Annotated in this window: 16 protein-coding genes; 5 read left to right on the top strand and 11 right to left on the bottom strand. The window is 65.6% G+C overall.

What is annotated here, in order from left to right; translation table 11 throughout:
- Nucleotides 1-8: 8 nt before the first annotated feature.
- Together nadA and EXZ48_RS06420 are read right to left on the bottom strand one after the other, a co-directional pair.
- The gene (gene nadA, locus EXZ48_RS06425) at nt 9-1,088 is read right to left on the bottom strand and encodes a quinolinate synthase NadA (RefSeq protein ID WP_130514910.1); all 1,080 of its coding nucleotides are present in this window, start codon (nt 1,086-1,088) and stop codon (nt 9-11) included.
- A gap of 171 nt (nt 1,089-1,259) precedes the next feature.
- Nucleotides 1,260-2,495 (bottom strand): MFS transporter, encoded by a 1,236-nt coding sequence (locus EXZ48_RS06420; protein WP_023513000.1) that lies wholly within the window; start codon nt 2,493-2,495, stop codon nt 1,260-1,262.
- A gap of 303 nt (nt 2,496-2,798) precedes the next feature.
- On the opposite strand from EXZ48_RS06420, the gene EXZ48_RS06415 reads away from it, so the two are divergent.
- Together EXZ48_RS06415 and EXZ48_RS06410 are read left to right on the top strand one after the other, a co-directional pair.
- A complete protein-coding gene (locus EXZ48_RS06415) occupies nt 2,799-3,791 on the top strand; it encodes a magnesium transporter CorA family protein (RefSeq protein ID WP_023512999.1) in 993 nt (330 codons plus the stop codon).
- Nucleotides 3,792-3,854: 63 nt separating this feature from the next.
- Complete coding sequence (locus EXZ48_RS06410) at nt 3,855-4,616, top strand: Stf0 family sulfotransferase (protein WP_130514908.1); 762 nt, start codon at nt 3,855-3,857, stop codon at nt 4,614-4,616.
- Nucleotides 4,617-4,618: 2 nt separating this feature from the next.
- On the opposite strand, the gene EXZ48_RS06405 is transcribed toward EXZ48_RS06410, so the two are convergent.
- The 3 genes from EXZ48_RS06405 to EXZ48_RS06395 form a co-directional block, all read right to left on the bottom strand.
- Nucleotides 4,619-5,464: an MOSC domain-containing protein gene (locus EXZ48_RS06405; RefSeq protein ID WP_130514906.1), complete on the bottom strand. Its 846-nt coding sequence runs from the start codon at nt 5,462-5,464 to the stop codon at nt 4,619-4,621.
- Nucleotides 5,465-5,543: 79 nt separating this feature from the next.
- Nucleotides 5,544-6,197, bottom strand: a complete 654-nt coding sequence (locus EXZ48_RS06400; protein ID WP_130514904.1) for an HD domain-containing protein — start codon at nt 6,195-6,197, stop codon at nt 5,544-5,546.
- Nucleotides 6,198-6,231: 34 nt separating this feature from the next.
- Complete coding sequence (locus tag EXZ48_RS06395; protein ID WP_130514902.1) at nt 6,232-9,093, bottom strand: DUF2339 domain-containing protein; 2,862 nt, start codon at nt 9,091-9,093, stop codon at nt 6,232-6,234.
- Between the two features lie 161 nt (nt 9,094-9,254).
- On the opposite strand from EXZ48_RS06395, the gene EXZ48_RS06390 reads away from it, so the two are divergent.
- The gene (locus EXZ48_RS06390; protein WP_165909294.1) at nt 9,255-10,193 is read left to right on the top strand and encodes a PhoX family phosphatase; all 939 of its coding nucleotides are present in this window, start codon (nt 9,255-9,257) and stop codon (nt 10,191-10,193) included.
- Between the two features lie 121 nt (nt 10,194-10,314).
- Here the strand turns inward: EXZ48_RS06390 and EXZ48_RS06385 are convergent, their stop codons facing one another.
- A complete protein-coding gene (locus EXZ48_RS06385; protein WP_050742861.1) occupies nt 10,315-10,824 on the bottom strand; it encodes a PaaI family thioesterase in 510 nt (169 codons plus the stop codon).
- Nucleotides 10,821-11,585 (bottom strand): DNA repair protein RecO, encoded by a 765-nt coding sequence (gene recO / locus EXZ48_RS06380; RefSeq protein ID WP_050742860.1) that lies wholly within the window; start codon nt 11,583-11,585, stop codon nt 10,821-10,823. The genes EXZ48_RS06385 and recO overlap by 4 nt, the downstream gene beginning before the upstream one ends.
- Nucleotides 11,586-11,789: 204 nt before the next feature.
- Between recO and EXZ48_RS06375 the strand changes: the two genes are divergently transcribed.
- Nucleotides 11,790-12,521, top strand: coding sequence for a L,D-transpeptidase (locus EXZ48_RS06375; RefSeq protein ID WP_165909293.1), 732 nt, complete (start codon nt 11,790-11,792; stop codon nt 12,519-12,521).
- Between the two features lie 45 nt (nt 12,522-12,566).
- Here EXZ48_RS06375 and EXZ48_RS06370 read toward each other — a convergent pair whose 3' ends face one another.
- Nucleotides 12,567-12,929 (bottom strand): glyoxalase/bleomycin resistance/dioxygenase family protein, encoded by a 363-nt coding sequence (locus EXZ48_RS06370; RefSeq protein ID WP_023512990.1) that lies wholly within the window; start codon nt 12,927-12,929, stop codon nt 12,567-12,569.
- 15 nt (nt 12,930-12,944) lie between these two features.
- Nucleotides 12,945-13,433, bottom strand: a complete 489-nt coding sequence (locus EXZ48_RS06365; protein WP_023512989.1) for an SRPBCC domain-containing protein — start codon at nt 13,431-13,433, stop codon at nt 12,945-12,947.
- 73 nt (nt 13,434-13,506) lie between these two features.
- Here EXZ48_RS06365 and EXZ48_RS06360 point away from each other — a divergent pair, with 73 nt between their 5' ends.
- Complete coding sequence (locus tag EXZ48_RS06360) at nt 13,507-13,830, top strand: helix-turn-helix transcriptional regulator (protein WP_023512988.1); 324 nt, start codon at nt 13,507-13,509, stop codon at nt 13,828-13,830.
- A 43-nt stretch (nt 13,831-13,873) separates the two neighbouring features.
- Here EXZ48_RS06360 and bla read toward each other — a convergent pair whose 3' ends face one another.
- Both bla and EXZ48_RS06350 read right to left on the bottom strand, forming a co-directional pair.
- Nucleotides 13,874-14,767, bottom strand: coding sequence for a BKC/GPC family carbapenem-hydrolyzing class A beta-lactamase (bla, locus tag EXZ48_RS06355; protein WP_130514899.1), 894 nt, complete (start codon nt 14,765-14,767; stop codon nt 13,874-13,876).
- 147 nt (nt 14,768-14,914) lie between these two features.
- Nucleotides 14,915-17,224 carry a Tex family protein gene (locus tag EXZ48_RS06350; RefSeq protein WP_130514897.1) on the bottom strand — a complete coding sequence of 770 codons (2,310 nt, stop codon included), beginning with the start codon at nt 17,222-17,224 and terminating at the stop codon, nt 14,915-14,917.
- Between the last annotated feature and the right edge of the window lie 11 nt (nt 17,225-17,235).

Here is a 17,235-nt window from a genome sequence, read left to right as displayed (position 1 = left end):
CTGCGCCTCTACTGCTTCAGGTTCACCATCCGCTCGACGGCAAGGCGGGCGCGATCGGCGATCGCCGGATCGACCACGACCTCTTCCGTCATGTTGACCAGGCTGTCGAGGATCTTCGGCAGCGTGATACGCTTCATGTGCGGACAGAGATTGCACGGCTTGACGAAATCGACGCCCGGCAGCTCGGCCTGGATGTTGGAGGCCATGGAGCATTCGGTGACGAGCAGCACGCGCGAGGGACGATTGTCCTTCACGTAGTTGATCATGCCGGAGGTGGAGCCGGCGAAATCGCAGACGGCGATGACGTCGGGATGGCACTCCGGATGGCCGATGATCTCGATACCGGGATGGGCCTCCTTGTAGGAAAGCAGCTCAGCTGCCGTGAAGCGCTCGTGCACCTCGCAGTGCCCTTTCCAGGTCAGGATCTTCTTGTTCGTCTGCTTGGCGACGTTCATCGCCAGGTACTCGTCCGGGATGCAGAGCACGGTGTCGCTCTCCAGGCTCTCGATCACGGCGAGCACGTTGGAAGAGGTGCAGCAGATGTCCGTCTCCGCCTTCACATCGGCCGAGGTGTTGACATAGGTGACGACCGGCACGCCGGGATAACGCTGCTTGAGCAGGCGTACATCTTCCCCGGTGATCGAATCCGACAGCGAGCAGCCGGCCCGGGCATCGGGGATGAGCACCGTCTTTTCCGGGTTCAGCAGCTTCGAGGTCTCGGCCATGAAATGCACGCCGCACTGGATGATGATCTCGGCATCCACCTTGGTGGCGTCACGGGCGAGCTGCAGCGAATCGCCGACGATATCGGCGACGCAGTGGAAGATTTCCGGCGTCTGGTAATTGTGCGCGAGGATGACCGCGCCGCGCTCCTTCTTCAACCGGTTGATGGCGGCGACATAGGGCGCGTAGACCGGCCATTCGAAGGCGGGAATGAACTGTTTCACCTTCTCGTAGAGGTGTTCCGTCTCGCGGGCGATCTCGGGCGTGAAGGTCAGATCCGGTTTCTCGACGACGCCGAAGCGCTCCGCGGCAGTCAGCGGACGAGCGGCTTCGGCCATCCCCGCATGCTGGGCCAGAACGGTCATGGAACCCTCCCTTTCTCCCGCCATCCTCCGGCGGAAAGGCTATTTTGCTCAGTTTGAGCATAATAGCTCCAAAACAAAGCCGGCATTGCCGGTGGTTCAGATTTAGAAACTTTTGTGACTGTTTGCAAGAACCGCCGCCCGAATTCCTTCGGGCGGCGGTACTGTTTTAGGTCAGGCGACGGCCGGGCGTACGACGCCCCTTTCCTCGATCGGCCAGTGCACGATCGCCGCGAAGACGCCGAGCGCCGCGCCGAGCCACCAGACCGGATCGTAGGTGCCGAAATGATCGTAGAGATAGCCGCCCATCCACACGCCGAGGAACGAGCCGACCTGGTGCGAGAGAAAGACGATGCCGCCGAGCAGGCCGAGATGTTTCGTGCCGAACATGATGGCGACGAGACCGTTGGTCGGCGGCACGGTGGAGAGCCAGAGCAGGCCCATGACGATGGCGAAGACGATGACCGAGGCCGGCGACTTCGGCAGAAGGATGAAGGCCGCCACCGCGACCGAGCGCGCGAGATAGATATAGGCGAGGAAATAGGGCTTCGAGTAGCGCTGGCCGATGAAGCCGGCGGCGAGCGAACCGATGATGTTGAAGAAGCCGATCAGCGCCAGTGCGATGACCGCATAACGCGCATCGATGCCGATATCGCCGAGATAGGCCGGGAAATGCGCGGTGATGAAGGCGACCTGGTAACCGCAGACGAAGAAGCCGGCGACCAGCAGCAGGTAGCTGCGATGGCCGAGCGCCTCGCGCAGCGCCTCGCCGATGGTCTGCTTGTATTCGTTTGCCGACGTGATGCCGGAGGAGGAATTGCCGCGCAGCGGAATACCGAGCAACGGCACGATGAGCATCAGCATACCGAGATAGACGAGACTGTCCGACCAGCCATAGGCGCTGATGAGGCCCTGCGACAGCGGCGCGAAGAGGAACATGCCGGCAGAGCCTGCGGCCGTGCAGATGCCGAAGGCCATGGAGCGCTGGTCCGGCGTCACATTGCGCGCGAAGGCAGACAGCAGGATGCCGAAGGAGCCGGCCCCGACGCCAAGCCCGACCAGCACGCCGCCGCCGACATGCAGCCAGAGCGGCGACGTGCCGAACGACATGAGGACCAGGCCAAGCGCATAGACGAGACCCGAGACAAGCAAGACCCGCCAGGTGCCGAACTTGTCGGCAATCGCGCCGAAGAACGGCTGGCTGACGCCCCAGGCAAGGTTTTGCAGCGCCATGGCGAGGCCGAACGTGGTGCGGTCCCAGCCGGTATCCTGCAGCATGGGCAGCTGGAAAAAGCCCATCGCCGAGCGTGGGCCGAAGGTGAGCACGGCGATCAGCGAGCCGGCAAGAATGATGAGCCACGGCATGGGCCGGCTCGCGGCAGGCGCCGCAACGACGGATGGGGTGGACATGGTGGGTCTCCGGGAGTGTGTGGCCGGACACTACGCGGCGCCATGCATTAACAAAAGCGAATTTAATTGACCGGACGATCAGCCGGATTGATGAAATCCCGGCACCGGGCATGGCGCCGGATGTGCTTGACGCCACGGCATTTTGAGCGCATGTCCCCTCCAGGCGTCACACGGCGCCAACCGAACCCGGATAAGATCATGGACCCCGACAGTCGACTATCGAGAGCAATCGAGCGACCGATCCGGTAAGAGGCCCGAAAAGGCTTTGCTCCGGACGGCGAGAATGCCTCCAAGGAGTAAAGCATGCTGCAAATCTATGCCCGCAGGGCAGACCGCTTCTGCCTGCGCGAAATTTCCAACCCGGCCATCGAGCAGGCAATCGCCCCTGCCCTCTGGTACGATCTCCTGAGCCCGACACCCGAAGAGGTGGCGGACGTGGAGGCGGCGCTCCGCATTTCGATCCCGACGCGGGAGGAAATGGAGGATATCGAGCTGTCGGCCCGCCTCTACCAGGAAGACGGCGCGGAATTCATGACGATGACGGCGCTCACCAATCTCGACGGCGACGAACCGATGAAGATGCCGGTAACCTTCATCCTCACCGGCCCGACGCTGGTGACGGTGCGCCATGCGGATGCAAAGCCCTTCGTGACCTTCTGCAATCGGGCGCTGCGCGGCAACGGCCACAGCTACGAAACCGGCGAGGACGTGATGCTCGGCGTCATCGAGGCGGTCATCGACCGCATGGCGGACGTGCTGGAGCGGCTCGGCAACGAGATCGACGGCATCTCCCGCGAGGTCTTCCGCAGCAAGAAGGGCTCGTCCACCAAGAAGACGCGCGACCTCGAGGCACTGATCGAGCAGCTCGGCCGCAAGGGCGATTTCCTCTCCGGCGTGCGCGAAAGCCTCGTCAGCATCTCGCGTCTCGTCGCCTATCACGCGGCGGTGGAGAGCCCGGCCCGACGGCCGTCGAAGGACATCCGCCAGCTCGTCAAGCTCGTGCAGCGCGATGCCGCATCGCTCGGCGACCATGCGGCGTTCCTCTCGGGCAAGATCAATTTCCTGCTCGACGCGACGCTCGGCCTGATCAATCTCGAGCAGAACCAGATCATCAAGATCTTCACCGTCGCCTCGGTCGTCTTCCTGCCCCCGACGCTGGTCGCCTCGGCATACGGCATGAACTTCGAGCTGATGCCGGAGCTCCAATGGCGCTTCGGCTATCCCTATGCGGTCGGCCTGATGATCATCTCGGCTTTGATGCCGTTCCTCTATTTCAAGCGACGCGGCTGGGTTTGAAAGGCAGCATGAGCACGCCGGCCCGACATCAGGCTGTCACACGCCGACGATAGTCGGGCCGACATGGCACGATACAACTCGTATATCATCTGCACCTCTCCGCGCAGCGGAAGCACCCTGCTGTGCAAACTCCTGGCGGCGACTGGCATCGCCGGAAACCCGGCCTCACTCTTCTACCGTCCGACCTTGCCCGACTGGCTGACGAGGCTTGGTCTCATATTGGTGGAAACAATGGCGGCGCGCGAATTGCTCGAAACGATCTTCGAGGCTGCGAACCGCAAGGGACGCGGGGATACAGCAATTTTCGGACTTCGCCAGCAGAGGCACGGCTTCGATTTCCTCTGCGAGAAGCTCGCGATCCTCCACCCCGGCAATCTCAGCGATTGCGAACGCATCCAACGGATCTTCGGCACGACGCTCTTCATTCACCTGACGCGCACCGACAAGCTCGCGCAGGCGGTTTCCTACCTTAAAGCAGAACAGACCGGATTGTGGCATCTCGCCCCGGACGGCACGGAACTGGAGCGGACCGCGCCGAATCGCGCGCCCGTCTACGACCGAGACGCCATCCGAGCCCACCTCGAGACGATGACGGCCTATGACCGCGCGTGGGAGACGTGGTTCGAACGCGAGGCGATAGCACCGCTTCGCCTTTCTTATGACGATCTATCCGACGATCCGCGCGCCACCTTACGGACCGTCCTCCTCCACCTGGGGCTGGATCCGGCAGCCGCCGATCGCGTTGCGCCCGGCGTGAGGAAGTTGGCCGACGAAACCAGCCGGGAATGGGGGGCGCGGTTTCGCGCGGAAAACACGTTAGCATGACTTCAAGCCCGTACCTTCATCGGCCAGCGCTCGGTGCGCGTCTTCGTCACGCGCACCGTATCGCCGAGGCGGATCTCGCCCTCGCCGCGGGGCACGGCGTTCCAGCCGAAGAGCACGCCGGGCACGCGGCGGTCGGCGGACATGCGCTTTTCGGCAAGGCCCTGGATCGGGTTGCCGCCGATGCGCTCGCCGGTCTTCTGGTCCTGCGTGGTCATGATGCAGCGGGCGCAGGGTTTGACGAAATCGAAGGTGATGCCGTTGATCTCGATCGCTTCCCACAGGTCCTCCACCCAGGGATCGTCACAGGAAACGAGGATGTTGGTGCGGAAGCGCTCCATGCCGACAGGCTCCTGGCCCTTGGCGACGAGGGTACGGTTGAGGTCGGAAAGCGAGCCGGTGGTCGTCACGAGAACGGGGAAGCCGTCGGCAAAACCGACAGGCGCCGGGCTGCCGGCCCACTCCTCACCCTCCAGTCGCTCGGCCCGCGCGTCCATGTGCACGAGCCTGACCGGACGGGCGAGCCAGTCCGACAGGACCTCGTTGACGGCCTCGTCGGCGACGGCAGCGTTGACCGGGCTGTCCCAGACGGTCACGTCGAGGCGGTCCTCCGGGTCAAAGCTCGCAAAAAGCTGGCGGCCTTCCATTTCGAGATGCAGGCTGTCGCCGACGGCCGTCGCCTCGACGCGGGCCAGCGCCTGCAGCTCGCGCTGGGTGATGAAGCGGCCGTCCGGCTCGACGACCATGAAACGCCGGTCGCCGGCAAGGCCGTCGAGACGCACGGCAGCGCTTTCGACGGGAATGGCCCGGCCGCTCTTCAGCGGGTGGATGTTGAGACCTTCGACCTTCATGCGGGCGACCTTTCCTAAAACTTTGATTCAACGGCCTGCCGATCGGATTCAATGCGGCGGCACAAAAGCATGTTTTTCTTCAGATTTCATCCAGCAGCATGGTGCGGATCGCCCGCAGGCGCTCCGTCCGCTCGCCCGCCATGCGCGCACCCGCCGCCGTCTGGAACCCGTCGGCCAGTTTGAAGAGCTTGACCTCGAAATGGTCGATGGCGAAGGCCTTGTCGTCGAGCGGGCGGTTTTCGCCGAGCGGGTCCAGCGGATCGTAGAGGCCACTGCCCATGCGGCCGGCAATGTAGAAGCAGCGCGCAGCACCGATCATACCGATCGCGTCGAGCCGGTCGGCGTCCTGCAGGATCTTCGCCTCCGGTGTCTTGGGAGCGAGATTGGCGGAGAAACTGTGCGTCAGGATGGCATGGGCGACGGAGGCCACGTCCGCTTCGCTCCAGCCTTCGGCGGCAAGCAGACCGGCCGCCTTTTCGGCTGCAAGGCGTGACGCTTCGGCGCGCAGCGGCGAGTTCTTTTCCACCGCCACGCAATCATGCAGCAGCACGGCGGCGGCCAGCAACCGTATGTCACCGCCCTCCTCCGGCTGGATGCGGCGCGCGCTCTTCCACACACGGATGAGATGCGCGGCATCGTGCGAGCCGTCATCGACAGAGAAGGCCTGCGGCAGCAGGCGTTCGGCAAGGGCCCCGAGGGGCGAGAAGGCGGCGGCGAGACAGGCGAAGGTCATGGGCAATCCATCATTGGTTGCCCTGACTATCCTGTCACGCCTCGGCGTTCAATTCCGCCTTTTCGCCGGTCCCGGACTTTCCCGACAGGATCTTCTGGTAGAACAGCCCGATACCGATCAGCACCGCGCCGAGCCCGATGAAGGAGAGCGCCCTGAGGATGCCTTCGAGATTGGCCATGTCGATCAGGAAGACCTTGACCACCGCGATCAGCACGAGACCGGCGGAGGCAAGGCGGATGCTCTTGGAATCGAACTTCGAGCCGACCACCAGCAGCAGAACGCCGAGCAGCAGCCAGACGACCGAATAGGTGTAGGTCTCCGGCTGGAGGAACCCCTTCCAGTCGGCAATGCCCTCGCCATGCCAGTAGCGGCGCACGCTGAGCGTGACCCAGGCAAAGGCGAGCGCCACGCCGGTCAGCGCCAGCATGATCACATAGGGCATCGGCCGCCGGCCGCGCGCATAGAGGGCAAGCCCGCCATAGGCGATGCCAGGCAGGAGATAGCCGACGAAAAGCAGATCCAGGAACGGCCATTTACCGAGCAGTTCGCCGGTGAAATAGGGGTTGAGGCCAACGAAATGGGCGCTGAGGATGGACAGGACCGAGAGCCCGCCGACCACCATGGAACCGTAGCGGAAGACCGGGCTCGGCGATTTCAGGTCGAGCGACATCAGGATACCCGCGGCGCCGATGACCAGCAGCGTGTAGATCGACTGCTCGCCGAGCGTCGGCACGGAGCTGTCCAGCACCCCGCCATTCATGCCGTGGCGCACGAGGATCGCCGCCGTCAGCAGCACGAACAGGCTGGCCAGCGCCTGCAGCAGGTTGCGGATTTTCTCGCCCGGCCAGCGGCGCAGTTCGAAGGCCGAGAGCGCGAGAAGAGCAGCCGGAATGCCGTAGCCGGCAAGCAGCTGGTTGAAGACCGGCGTCTTCGAAAGGTTGGCCGCGCCGACGATGGTCGGCTCCCAGCCGATGCGGCCGGCAACCACGGCCGCCGCCCCTGCCATCAGCCAGGGCAGGACCGGCCAGCGGCGAAGGCGCGTCGCGAAGACGGCGGCAGCGCCGAGGATCGCGATGCCGAGCGTGGTGGCAAGGCCGTCCGTCATGGCGTGCAGCGCCAGCACGAGGAAAGCAAAGCCGCCGGCAACGAGCGTCCATTGTGGAATGAACAGGCCCTCCTCCGCCCGTCCGCGCGAAAAGACCTCTGCCGCGGCGAAGAAGGCGAGACCGAGCGCCACGGCGAGAAGACCGTGCTTAAGGTCAAAGGAGAGATTGCCGAAATGGAGGAAGCTCAGGGCAACGATGGCAAAGGGCACGGCCGGGGCGATGAGGCTCCAGAGCGCGGCAAACGCGGAGGACCCCGTCATGCGCAGGCGCACCGCCGCAAGACCGACCGCCGCATAGGCGACAGCAAGGAGCAGCAGCAGGTTAACAGGCACGACGGCGATCATCGGCACCGGCAACGATGCCGGCGGCGGCAGCACCGAGGCATTGTCCAGTATCGGCGGGGCCAGGGAGGAGAAATCGTCGGACAGCAGGCCGCCGGGCCGGATCACCATCGCCCCGACGCCGACCACGGCCGTGACAGCGGAGAAGAGCGCGGGATAGACCGCCCAGCCGCGCAGCGCGCCGAGCAGGGCAAGCGCCATCACGATCGCGGCAAACCCATAGTCCGCCCGGGCCAGCGCCGGGACGGCATTGGCGAGAATCAGCGCCGGGAAAGTCAGTGCCAGTGCGCCGGCCAGCGATACGGCGACCGCTGGCGGGGCAAGCAGGCGGTCCAGCGGATCGGCGGCGGCGGCGGCCGTTGCGGGCGGCAGGTCGTCCGTCGTAATGTTGCCCGGCCAGATCAGCCCCAGGCCGAGCGCCATCACGAGCATGGCGAGAAGCATCGGCACGACCTCGACCGTGCTCGCCTCCGAAAGATAGAGCACCGCCCAGAGCGCCATGCCGGCACTGGCCAGCGCCGGAACGATCAGCCAGCGGCGGATGCGCGCGGCGGCGAAGGTGGCAAGCCAGGCGACGGAGAGGAAGCCGAAAAGGCCCCAGGCACTCGGCTCCTCGGTCGCGACCAGCGCAGGCGTCACGAGAGAGGCGAGCAGGCCGAGGCCGGCCAGCGCCTGCCCATGCAGGAGCGACAGGCCGATCGTCGCGAAGGCGACGCCGGCGAGCAGCACGAAGGCCGTCAGCGGGCCGAAATAGCCGTAGAACTCATAGGAGACATAGGTGACGGCAAACAGCGTTATGGCACCGGCAGCGGTCAGCACGCCGGGGATCATCGCGTTCTGGAAGGCATTCGCGATGACCGGCAGCGTGCGGCGGCGCACGAACTCGCCGACCGCCATGAGCACGAGGCCGAAGACGGCAGCCAGCGACAGCCGCACCGCCGGGCTGAGCAGCCCCGCCTCGATGGAATACTTGACCATGAAGATGCCGCCGAGCGCGAGCGCGATGCCGCCCACCCAGACGGCCCAGCGCGCGCCGATGCGGCTTTCGAAGCTTTCCTTCGGCTTTGCCGCGGCCGCGGGAGTGGCAGAGGCCGCCACAACGGCTTCGTCCAGCCTCTCGCTCGCAGCAACCGTTTCGGCGGGACCGGCGGGCGTGCCGCCAAAGATCGCCCGGCCCTTCTCGGCCTCGTCCGCCCCCGCCGCCTGCGACGCCGCCCAGGGGCTTGCGAAATCGGCCGGCACCGGCTCCTCGGCCGCCTCTTCGGAGATGACCTCGGTCGCTTCCACAGCCACCGTCTCCACTGGCGCCGTCAAATCTCCGGCCTTCAGCGCCTCGACTTCGCGCTTCAGCCGCATCACCTCCTCGCCGAGTTTCTGCGCGCTGTTTCGCGATGCATTGAGGGTATAGAGCGCCAGGCCGATCGCGACCAGGGAGAGGATTTCGAGCATTGCGACTCCAACGCGGGCATTGTCCGGGCGCGGAGACTACCCGGTTTTTTCCAAAGACTAAACGGGGTTACGTTTGAAGCCGGTATTCTCTTCGAGCTGTCGCATGGTTTTCATGCAAGGCGGGCACAATGACCTATTTCCAGGAGCAACCGGAGCCCGCCATGACCCAGACCCTTCGCAATGCCACCGCCACGCAGGCGGGCCGGCAGCCCCGGGACGGCTATGCGCATGCCATCGTTCGCGGCCTCGGCAATCTTCTCGGTCGATGCACCGCCGCCCGCACGGACGGACAGCCTTTGACGCCGGCCGCCGGCGGGGCCCCGGTAAAACGCCTGGCCCCCGCCGCGCTCCGCATGGCTTCAAGCCAGCGCATCGCCACCGCCGGCTGCCTTACCCCCTGGGGCACGCGGCTGATGGCAGAGGCGGATTTTCATGGCGACGCCCGTTGCTTCGATGAGGGATCCGGCGCCCCTGCGGGCTGGGTCGTCGAGGTCGATCCGCGGAATCCGGACGCCGCCCCGAAAAAACGGGCCGCCCTCGGCCGCTTGCGGCATGGCGCCCTCGCCTGCCTCGTCAACCGGGATGGCCGCGTGGTCGTCTATTGCGGCGATGCCGGCGAATCCGGGCATCTCTACAAGTTCGTCACAAACCGCACCTGGCAGTCCGGCAGCCGCGCCGACGGCCCGGACCTCCTCGACGACGGCGCGCTCCATGTCGCGCATTTTTCCGCCGACGCGGAAGAGGACTGGATGCCGGTCACCTTCGACGCGGCGCCGCTGGTGATGGAAAACGGCACGCTGACATGGATGCCGGTCGCTGCCGGAAAGAGCCCGCTGACCACCGCTTATGGCTATGCCACACCGATCAACGTGCAGAACGAAACGCGCCGCGCCGCCGCCCTCCTGCGCGCCACCCGCCTCGACGGAATTGCGGATGTGACCGGGGATCCTGCGGCCGGCACGGCCCGCCTCCGGCTGGCCGGCGAAAAAACGGGCGCCCGCGACCGGTTCAGCCATATCGTCGAGATCATCGAAGCCGGCGGCGATTTCGCAGCGCTGCACGCGCACTGGGAAGTGCTTTCGACCTGTAACGGCCATTGAGCCATCGGCAGCAGGGCCGATGGCTGCGGCCTGTCTGGAGCAACTTCGCAGCCCCCGGTTCAGTGGAATTGCCCCACATGCCTTCTGGCCGCCGCATCCGGCGCCGCTTCGGCTGGAGACACTAACGCATCAGGTTTTCGATCGGGAAGATGGCGCAGGTTTCAGTGCCATGGGCGAGCAGCTTGCCGTTTCCGTCGCGCAGCCATGCTTCGGATGTCGCAATGGTACGGCCGCGATGCACGATCCTGCCTTCGCAGAACACCTCACCCATGCCGGGCAGGACGGGGCGCACGAGATTCAGCTTGAACTCGATCGTCGTATAGGCTTCGCCCGGCTTGATGACGGAGAAGACGGCGCATCCGAGCGCCGAATCCATCACCGTTGCCGTCCAGCCGCCGTGCACCGTGCCGAGCGGATTGAGATGGTCGACAGACGGCAGGCCGGCAAAGACGACGCGGCCGTCCTCCACCTCCGTCATGCTGAAGGCGAGCGTCTTCGCCATCGGCGGGGCCGGCAGGTCGCCGGCCAGCATCGCCTGCAGTACCTTCAGCCCGCCGTCGCGCTTCACCACGTCGAGCGGCAGCGTACCGACGCCAGAAACCGTCAGCCCGGGGTAGATTTCGACCGTCATGCATGCGCCTCTCGGGGTTGATCGTGCCTCGGCGTGCCGAGCGCCTTCAGGGCCGCCTGGATGAAGCCGTCGCGGGCGCTGGCGAGTTCCAGCCCGCGCGGTTCGCAGACATGCCGGTTGAGGAAGAAGGCGGTCAGCCGGAAGCCGTCCGCGAGGGCGGCGGCATCGGCGGCGTGCCGGCGCTCGTCGCCAAGAAAGGCCGGCAGTGCCAGCATCTTGTCCGCCCAGGGTGCGCCGGCTTCGCGCGAAACGGCACGGCCGGATTTCGGCGACACGTAACAGAGGTTTTCGCGGCTGCCCGTTGCGACACATTCGAAAAGATCGAGGCCGAAGCCGAGATCGTTGAGCACGGCGAGTTCGAAACGCACGAAGAGTTCGCCGGCATCGGCCGGCTCGTGCAGGTGATCGAGGATGACGGAAAGCGCCTCGTAGAGATGGGGATGCGGGTCGCGCTCCGGCAGGAAGCGCAGCAGCGCCGCCATGGCCTGCACGCCGTAGACAGCGGTCGCCGTCTCCATCAGCCGCCCGGCGCGCAGTTCCAGCGGCTCGATGCGGAACTCGCCGAGATGCTCGTCGAGCCGCGCCCGCCAGGTGACATCGACGGAATTGCCGGGCTGGAGCACCGGCTGCATGGTCCGCGAGCGCCCGCCGCGCACCATGCCGAGGTGCCGGCCACGGCTGCGCGTCATCACCTCGACGATGACAGAGCTTTCGCCGTGGCGCCGCACGCCGAGAACGATGGCTTCCTCACTCCATTGCATGGCAAAAGCCTTACGCCCTCGCCCGCGCGGGAGCAAGCGGCATGGCATGTGCGACGGAACGACGCGTGGCCGCAAGGACACACCCAAGCCCTTGCCACAGTTTCGCTTTTTTCTCGCCGCGCCGATGCCCGCTTTGCCGACAAAGAACCCGCGCAAGGCTTTCAAGCCAGATTTCGGAATTGAAAAACGACAGGTGCCCCCCTCATGTGTGTGTCCCGTGCCCGCGCTTTCGCGGCTCTCCGCCCCCTCGCCCTCCTCGCCCTTGCGGCAACGCTCGCAAGCTGCGCCACCACCGCAAAGCCGGTGAAGAAGGGACCGGACCCGATACATATCGCCATGTACGGACCGCATCCAGAAGAGCGTTTTCCCCTGCCGGCGATGGACATCAGCAAGGTGAACCCGAAATATTTCCGCCAGTTGGTCGCCTACCAGACGGCCGAGCCGGCCGGCACCATCGTCATCGACACGCAGAACCGCTTCCTCTACCTCGTGCAGGGCGAAGGCATGGCAATGCGCTACGGCATTGGCGTCGGCAAGGCGGGGCTGGAATTCGAGGGCGGCGCACGCATCGGCCGCAAGGCGGAATGGCCGCGCTGGACGCCCACCCAGAACATGATCGAGCGCGAGCCGGAACGGAACCTGAAATGGGCCGGCGGCATGGAGCCGGGCCTTACCAACCCGCTGGGGCCCCGCGCGCTCTATCTGCACAAGGACGGCAAGGACACGCTCTTCCGCATCCACGGCACGTCCGAGCCCTGGTCGATCGGCAAGGCGGTATCGAGCGGCTGCATCCGCCTCTTCAACCAGGACATCATCGACCTCTACGGCCGCGTGCCGACCGGCAGCCGCGTCGTCGTGCTGCAGCACCAGGCACCGGTCGACCAGCCGGTGCCGATGGCGGCCGCCGACGGCCTGACACCGCCCGCCGCCATCTGAGGCCTCGTTCGGGGACGGCCTTGCGCCCGTCCCCGAACCGTTTCATCACCAGGCGTCGGGCTCGCGCACCATGTGCACGATATTGGCCGGGTTCATCACCCAGCCGCCGCGAAAGCCTGCGCCCAGATCCTCGATCGGATCGCAGCGCACGACGCCGTTCTGCTCGAGATGGCCGAGAGCGACCGTGTGGTCGGGCGTGAAAAGTTCGAGCCAGACCTCCGCCTGGCTGTAGCCCGGCGCCTCGTCGATCCACAACCGGTTCGGGCCGAGCAGGAACCCCCTTGCCGGGGCTTTGTCGTCGAAGGGCTCGAGCCCGACGACGTCGCGGTAGAAGGCGAGTGTCGCCTCGTACTGGTGCGAGGGAACCTTCATGGCGATGTTGATGCCGCCCTTGATGTCAGCTGTCATTGCAAACCTCCCGTTTCAAGTGAAATCCTGCTGCTCGGAGGCGACGACGCCCTTGAGCTCGCTCGGGTAATAGCCCTCGCGCAGGTTGATGCCGTATTCGACATAGGCCTTCATACAGGCCAGCATCTGCGACCAGCCCTCGCAGTTCATGTAGGATGCTTTCTGGCCGCGGGCGTTGTCGCGCCAGCCGGTCTCGGCGATGGTCACCATCGTGCCGCCGTCCTCCAGCGGCTTGAAGCGCATCTCGACGCGCGTCCTGTAGGGCGCCTCCCCCTCGTCCACCATGGCATCCCAGCGGAAGACGATCAGGGCGTTCTCCTCCACCTCGTCGACGACGACCGGGGCCATGCCCCACCAGGTGACCGTCGTGCCCTCGACCAGCGGGGCGCTCGCCCCGCCGATGGTGGTGAAGTAGCCGCTGAGCTTCTTCGGATTGACCACCGCATCGAACACCTCGGCAACCGGCTTGCCGATGCGCCCGTTCACACGAAATTCCAGCGTCATGCCGTCCTCCTTCCGGGGCAGAAGCGCCCCTTTCGATCTTGTCTGCCGTCAAAATATGTTATAAAAATATAACATGTCAAGCGAATCGAAACAGGACGCCGTTTTCAAGGCGCTGGCCAATGGCAAACGGCGGCAGATGCTGGATGCAATCAAGGATGCGCCGCTGACGACGGGCGCACTGTGCGAGCGTTTCGGGGAAATGGACCGCTGCACGGTCATGCAGCACCTCAAGGTGCTGGAAGAGGCGGAGCTGATCGTCGCCCGCCGTGAGGGCCGCGAACGCTGGAACCACCTCAATGCCCTGCCGATCCAGGCAATCCATGACCGCTGGATCAGCCAGTATGCCGGCCATGCGATGAACGTTCTTTCAGCGCTCAAGGGCGACCTGGAGGACTGAGGCACCGTCGCAAGGGCGGCGCCTCGGCTTGAACCGTAACGTCTCAGACCTCGGCCGCGATGCGCCCGATCTCGGCAATGACGGCATTGCGCTCGTCGCCGGAAATGCCGGGGATTTCGCAGAAGGCTGCAACGATGATGGCGCCGCGGTCCGGCGACCAGGCGATGGCGACGTCGTTGGCATTGCCGGCCTTGTCACCGTTGGTGCCGGTCTTGTCGCCGGCCATCCAGTCCGCCGGAAAACCCGCGCGCAGCCGCGCGTCGCCCGTCTTGTTCATCACCAGCCAGGCGGCAAGCTGCGCCTTCGAACGCGCCGACAGCACGTCGGCAAAAACCAGCCTGCGCAGCGTCTCCACCATGGCGGTCGGTGTCGTCGTGTCGCGCACGTCGTCCGGCGTCTCATGGTAGTTGAGCGTCGGCTCCGTGCGGTCGAGCCGCGTTACCGCATCGCCAAGGCCGCGCAGGAACGCCGTGACGGCCTCCGGCCCGCCCGATGCGGCAAGCAGCAGGTTGGCGGCGGCATTGTCGCTGAACGTGATGGTCGCCTCGCAGAGTTCGGCGATCGAGATGCCCTTCCCGCCGACACGCGTTTCCACCACCGGCGACCAGTCCACGAGGTCCGCCTTCTTCACGACGATGCGCCGGTCCAGCGTCTCTTCGCCCCGATCCACCCGGGCGAGGATATGGCCCGCCAGCAGCGCCTTGAAGGTGCTGCACATCAGGAAGCGTTCATCCGTGTTGTGGCCGAGCCGCGCGCCCGTCGAAAGATTATGTATGGCAACGCCGATGCGCCCGCCGTGACGCGCCTCCAGCGCGGCAAGCCGTTGCGCGAGATCCTCGCCGGCGGCGCGGCTGGTGCCGGCCGTCAGCGCGGAAACCGCGGGAATGGCAAGGAGAGCGCCGGCCATGGCCTGGCGGCGTGAAATCGTCATCGTCATGTCTTGTTTCCTGTTTGCCGGACACCGGGCGCGCTTTGCAACGCCCGGCCCGCTTGAGCCCGCCCACACCGCGACTATGGGCGGTGAGGCGATTCAAGACAAACGACGATTTCTGCCGACAGCCATTAGGAAAACTAGGGCTTTGCCTTATTTTCGCTTCATCGCCTCGGCGAGCGCTGCACCGAAAGCGCCTTGCGAGGGCGCCTGCTGCTTGGGGGCCGCCTGGCTGAACTTCGGTTGCATCTGGGCATTCTTGTCGCCCCGCGGAGCATTGTCGCGGGCAGCTGGCGCGCCGCCGTCCTTGCGCATGGTGAGACCGATGCGCTTGCGCGGCACATCCACCTCGGTGACGCGCACCTTCACCACGTCGCCGGCCTTGACCACCTCGTGCGGGTCCTTGACGAAGCGGTCGGCGAGCTGGGAGACATGCACGAGGCCGTCCTGATGCACACCGATGTCGACGAAGGCGCCGAAGGCGGCGACGTTCGTCACCGTGCCCTCCAGGAGCATGCCGACCTTGAGGTCCTTGATGTCGTCGATGCCGTCGGCAAAGGTCGCGGTCCGGAATTCCGGACGCGGGTCGCGGCCGGGTTTTTCCAGTTCAGCAAGGATGTCCTTGACCGTCGGCAGGCCGAAGCGCTCGTCGACGAACACCTTCGGGTCAAGTTGCTTCAGCGCCGCGCTGTCGCCCATCAGCGCGCGCACGTCCCGCCCGCAGGCCGCGACGATCTTCTTGGCGACGCCATAGGCTTCGGGATGCACCGAGGACGCGTCAAGCGGCTCCTTGCCGTTCGGAATGCGCAGGAACCCGGCGCATTGCTCGAAGGTGCGCGCACCAAGGCGCGAGACCTTCATCAGCTCCTTGCGGCTTTCGAACGGGCCATTGGCATCACGATGCGCGACGATCGCTTCGGCGGAGGATTTGCCGAGGCCGGAGACGCGCGCGAGAAGCGGCGCGGAGGCGGTGTTGAGATCGACGCCGACGGCGTTCACCGCGTCTTCCACAACCGCATCCAGCGAGCGGGAGAGCTTTCCCTGGTCGACATCGTGCTGGTACTGGCCGACGCCGATCGACTTCGGCTCGATTTTCACCAGTTCGGCAAGCGGATCCTGCAGACGGCGGGCGATGGAAACGGCGCCGCGCAGCGAGACGTCGAGGTTCGGAAATTCGGCGGCCGCCGTTTCCGAGGCGGAATAGACGGAGGCACCGGCTTCCGAGACGATGACCTTGGTGGGCTTGGGTGCCGGCAGCTGGTCGAGCAGATCGGCGACGAGCTTTTCCGTCTCGCGGCTGCCGGTGCCATTGCCGATGGCGATCAGCTCGATCTCGTGCTTGCGGATGAGCGACGCTAGCTCAGCCTGTGTGCCGCGCACATCGTTCCTCGGCGGGAACGGGTAGACGGTCGTCGTCTCGAGCACCTTGCCGGTGTTGTCGATGATGGCGACCTTGACGCCGGTGCGGATGCCCGGGTCGAGGCCCATCGTGGCGCGCGTGCCGGCAGGAGCGGCGAGCAACAGGTCCTTGAGATTGCGGGCAAAGACGCGGATCGCTTCCTCCTCGGAGCGTTCGCGCATCTCGCGCATCAGGTCGAGCGACAGCGACATGGAGAGTTTCACCCGCCAGGTCCAGCCGATCACCTCGGCCAGCCACTTGTCGCCCGGCTTCGTGCCGATGGCATAGAAAGAAGCGATGATGCGTTCCACCGGCTTGACGGCCTCGGTGCTGTCCTGGTCGACGACGATGTCAACCGACAGGAACTCCTCGTTCCAGCCGCGCAGCATGGCGAGCGCCCGATGCCCCGGCACCGCCGCCCAGCGTTCGGTATGGTCGAAGTAGTCGGAGAACTTCGCCCCGGCCTCCTTTTTCCCCTCGACGACCCGCGAGCGCAGGAAGGCGTTGTCCTTCATGTATTCGCGCAGGCGCTTCAGGAGATCGGCATTTTCCGTGAACTGCTCGGCGACGATGTCACGCGCGCCTTCCAGCGCCGTCTTGACGTCGGGCACCTCGGCCGACAGGAATTTTTCGGCAAGCTCCGCCGGCACCAGTGCACGGTCCGTGAGGATCTGTTCGGCAAGCGGCCCGAGGCCGCGCTCGCGGGCGATCTCCGCCTTGGTGCGGCGCTTGGGTTTGTAGGGCAGATAGATGTCCTCGAGCTCCGCCTTGGTCGCGACCGTGGCGATCTTCGCCGCAAGCTCGTCCGTCAGCTTGCCCTGCCCCGCAATCGATTCGAGGATCGAGGCACGGCGCGCCTCCAGCTCGCGCAGATAGGTCAACCGTTCGGACAGCGTGCGCAGCTGCGTATCGTCGAGACCGCCGGTCACTTCCTTGCGGTAGCGCGCGATGAAGGGCACCGTCGCCCCCTCGTCGATGAGCGCCACGGCGGCGGAAACCTGCGCGGAGGTCGCCTTGATCTCGGCGGCGATCAGGTTCGCGATCTTGAGCGGTGTCGGGGCCATGTCGAATTCCT

The organism is Shinella sp. JR1-6, from assembly GCF_004284735.1.
In the GTDB taxonomy this organism is placed as follows: Bacteria; Pseudomonadota; Alphaproteobacteria; order Rhizobiales; family Rhizobiaceae; genus Shinella.
This window is presented reverse-complemented; position numbering and strand designations above follow the sequence as displayed.

Coding starts and splice junctions, on each gene's coding strand:
- nadA (WP_130514910.1), bottom strand. CDS start 1,088: ATGACCGTTCTGGCCCAGCATGCGGGGATGGCCGAAGCCGCTCGTCCG.
- EXZ48_RS06420 (WP_023513000.1), bottom strand. CDS start 2,495: ATGTCCACCCCATCCGTCGTTGCGGCGCCTGCCGCGAGCCGGCCCATG.
- EXZ48_RS06415 (WP_023512999.1), top strand. CDS start 2,799: ATGCTGCAAATCTATGCCCGCAGGGCAGACCGCTTCTGCCTGCGCGAA.
- EXZ48_RS06410 (WP_130514908.1), top strand. CDS start 3,855: ATGGCACGATACAACTCGTATATCATCTGCACCTCTCCGCGCAGCGGA.
- EXZ48_RS06405 (WP_130514906.1), bottom strand. CDS start 5,464: ATGAAGGTCGAAGGTCTCAACATCCACCCGCTGAAGAGCGGCCGGGCC.
- EXZ48_RS06400 (WP_130514904.1), bottom strand. CDS start 6,197: ATGACCTTCGCCTGTCTCGCCGCCGCCTTCTCGCCCCTCGGGGCCCTT.
- EXZ48_RS06395 (WP_130514902.1), bottom strand. CDS start 9,093: ATGCTCGAAATCCTCTCCCTGGTCGCGATCGGCCTGGCGCTCTATACC.
- EXZ48_RS06390 (WP_165909294.1), top strand. CDS start 9,255: ATGACCCAGACCCTTCGCAATGCCACCGCCACGCAGGCGGGCCGGCAG.
- EXZ48_RS06385 (WP_050742861.1), bottom strand. CDS start 10,824: ATGACGGTCGAAATCTACCCCGGGCTGACGGTTTCTGGCGTCGGTACG.
- recO (WP_050742860.1), bottom strand. CDS start 11,585: ATGCAATGGAGTGAGGAAGCCATCGTTCTCGGCGTGCGGCGCCACGGC.
- EXZ48_RS06375 (WP_165909293.1), top strand. CDS start 11,790: ATGTGTGTGTCCCGTGCCCGCGCTTTCGCGGCTCTCCGCCCCCTCGCC.
- EXZ48_RS06370 (WP_023512990.1), bottom strand. CDS start 12,929: ATGACAGCTGACATCAAGGGCGGCATCAACATCGCCATGAAGGTTCCC.
- EXZ48_RS06365 (WP_023512989.1), bottom strand. CDS start 13,433: ATGACGCTGGAATTTCGTGTGAACGGGCGCATCGGCAAGCCGGTTGCC.
- EXZ48_RS06360 (WP_023512988.1), top strand. CDS start 13,507: ATGTCAAGCGAATCGAAACAGGACGCCGTTTTCAAGGCGCTGGCCAAT.
- bla (WP_130514899.1), bottom strand. CDS start 14,767: ATGACGATGACGATTTCACGCCGCCAGGCCATGGCCGGCGCTCTCCTT.
- EXZ48_RS06350 (WP_130514897.1), bottom strand. CDS start 17,224: ATGGCCCCGACACCGCTCAAGATCGCGAACCTGATCGCCGCCGAGATC.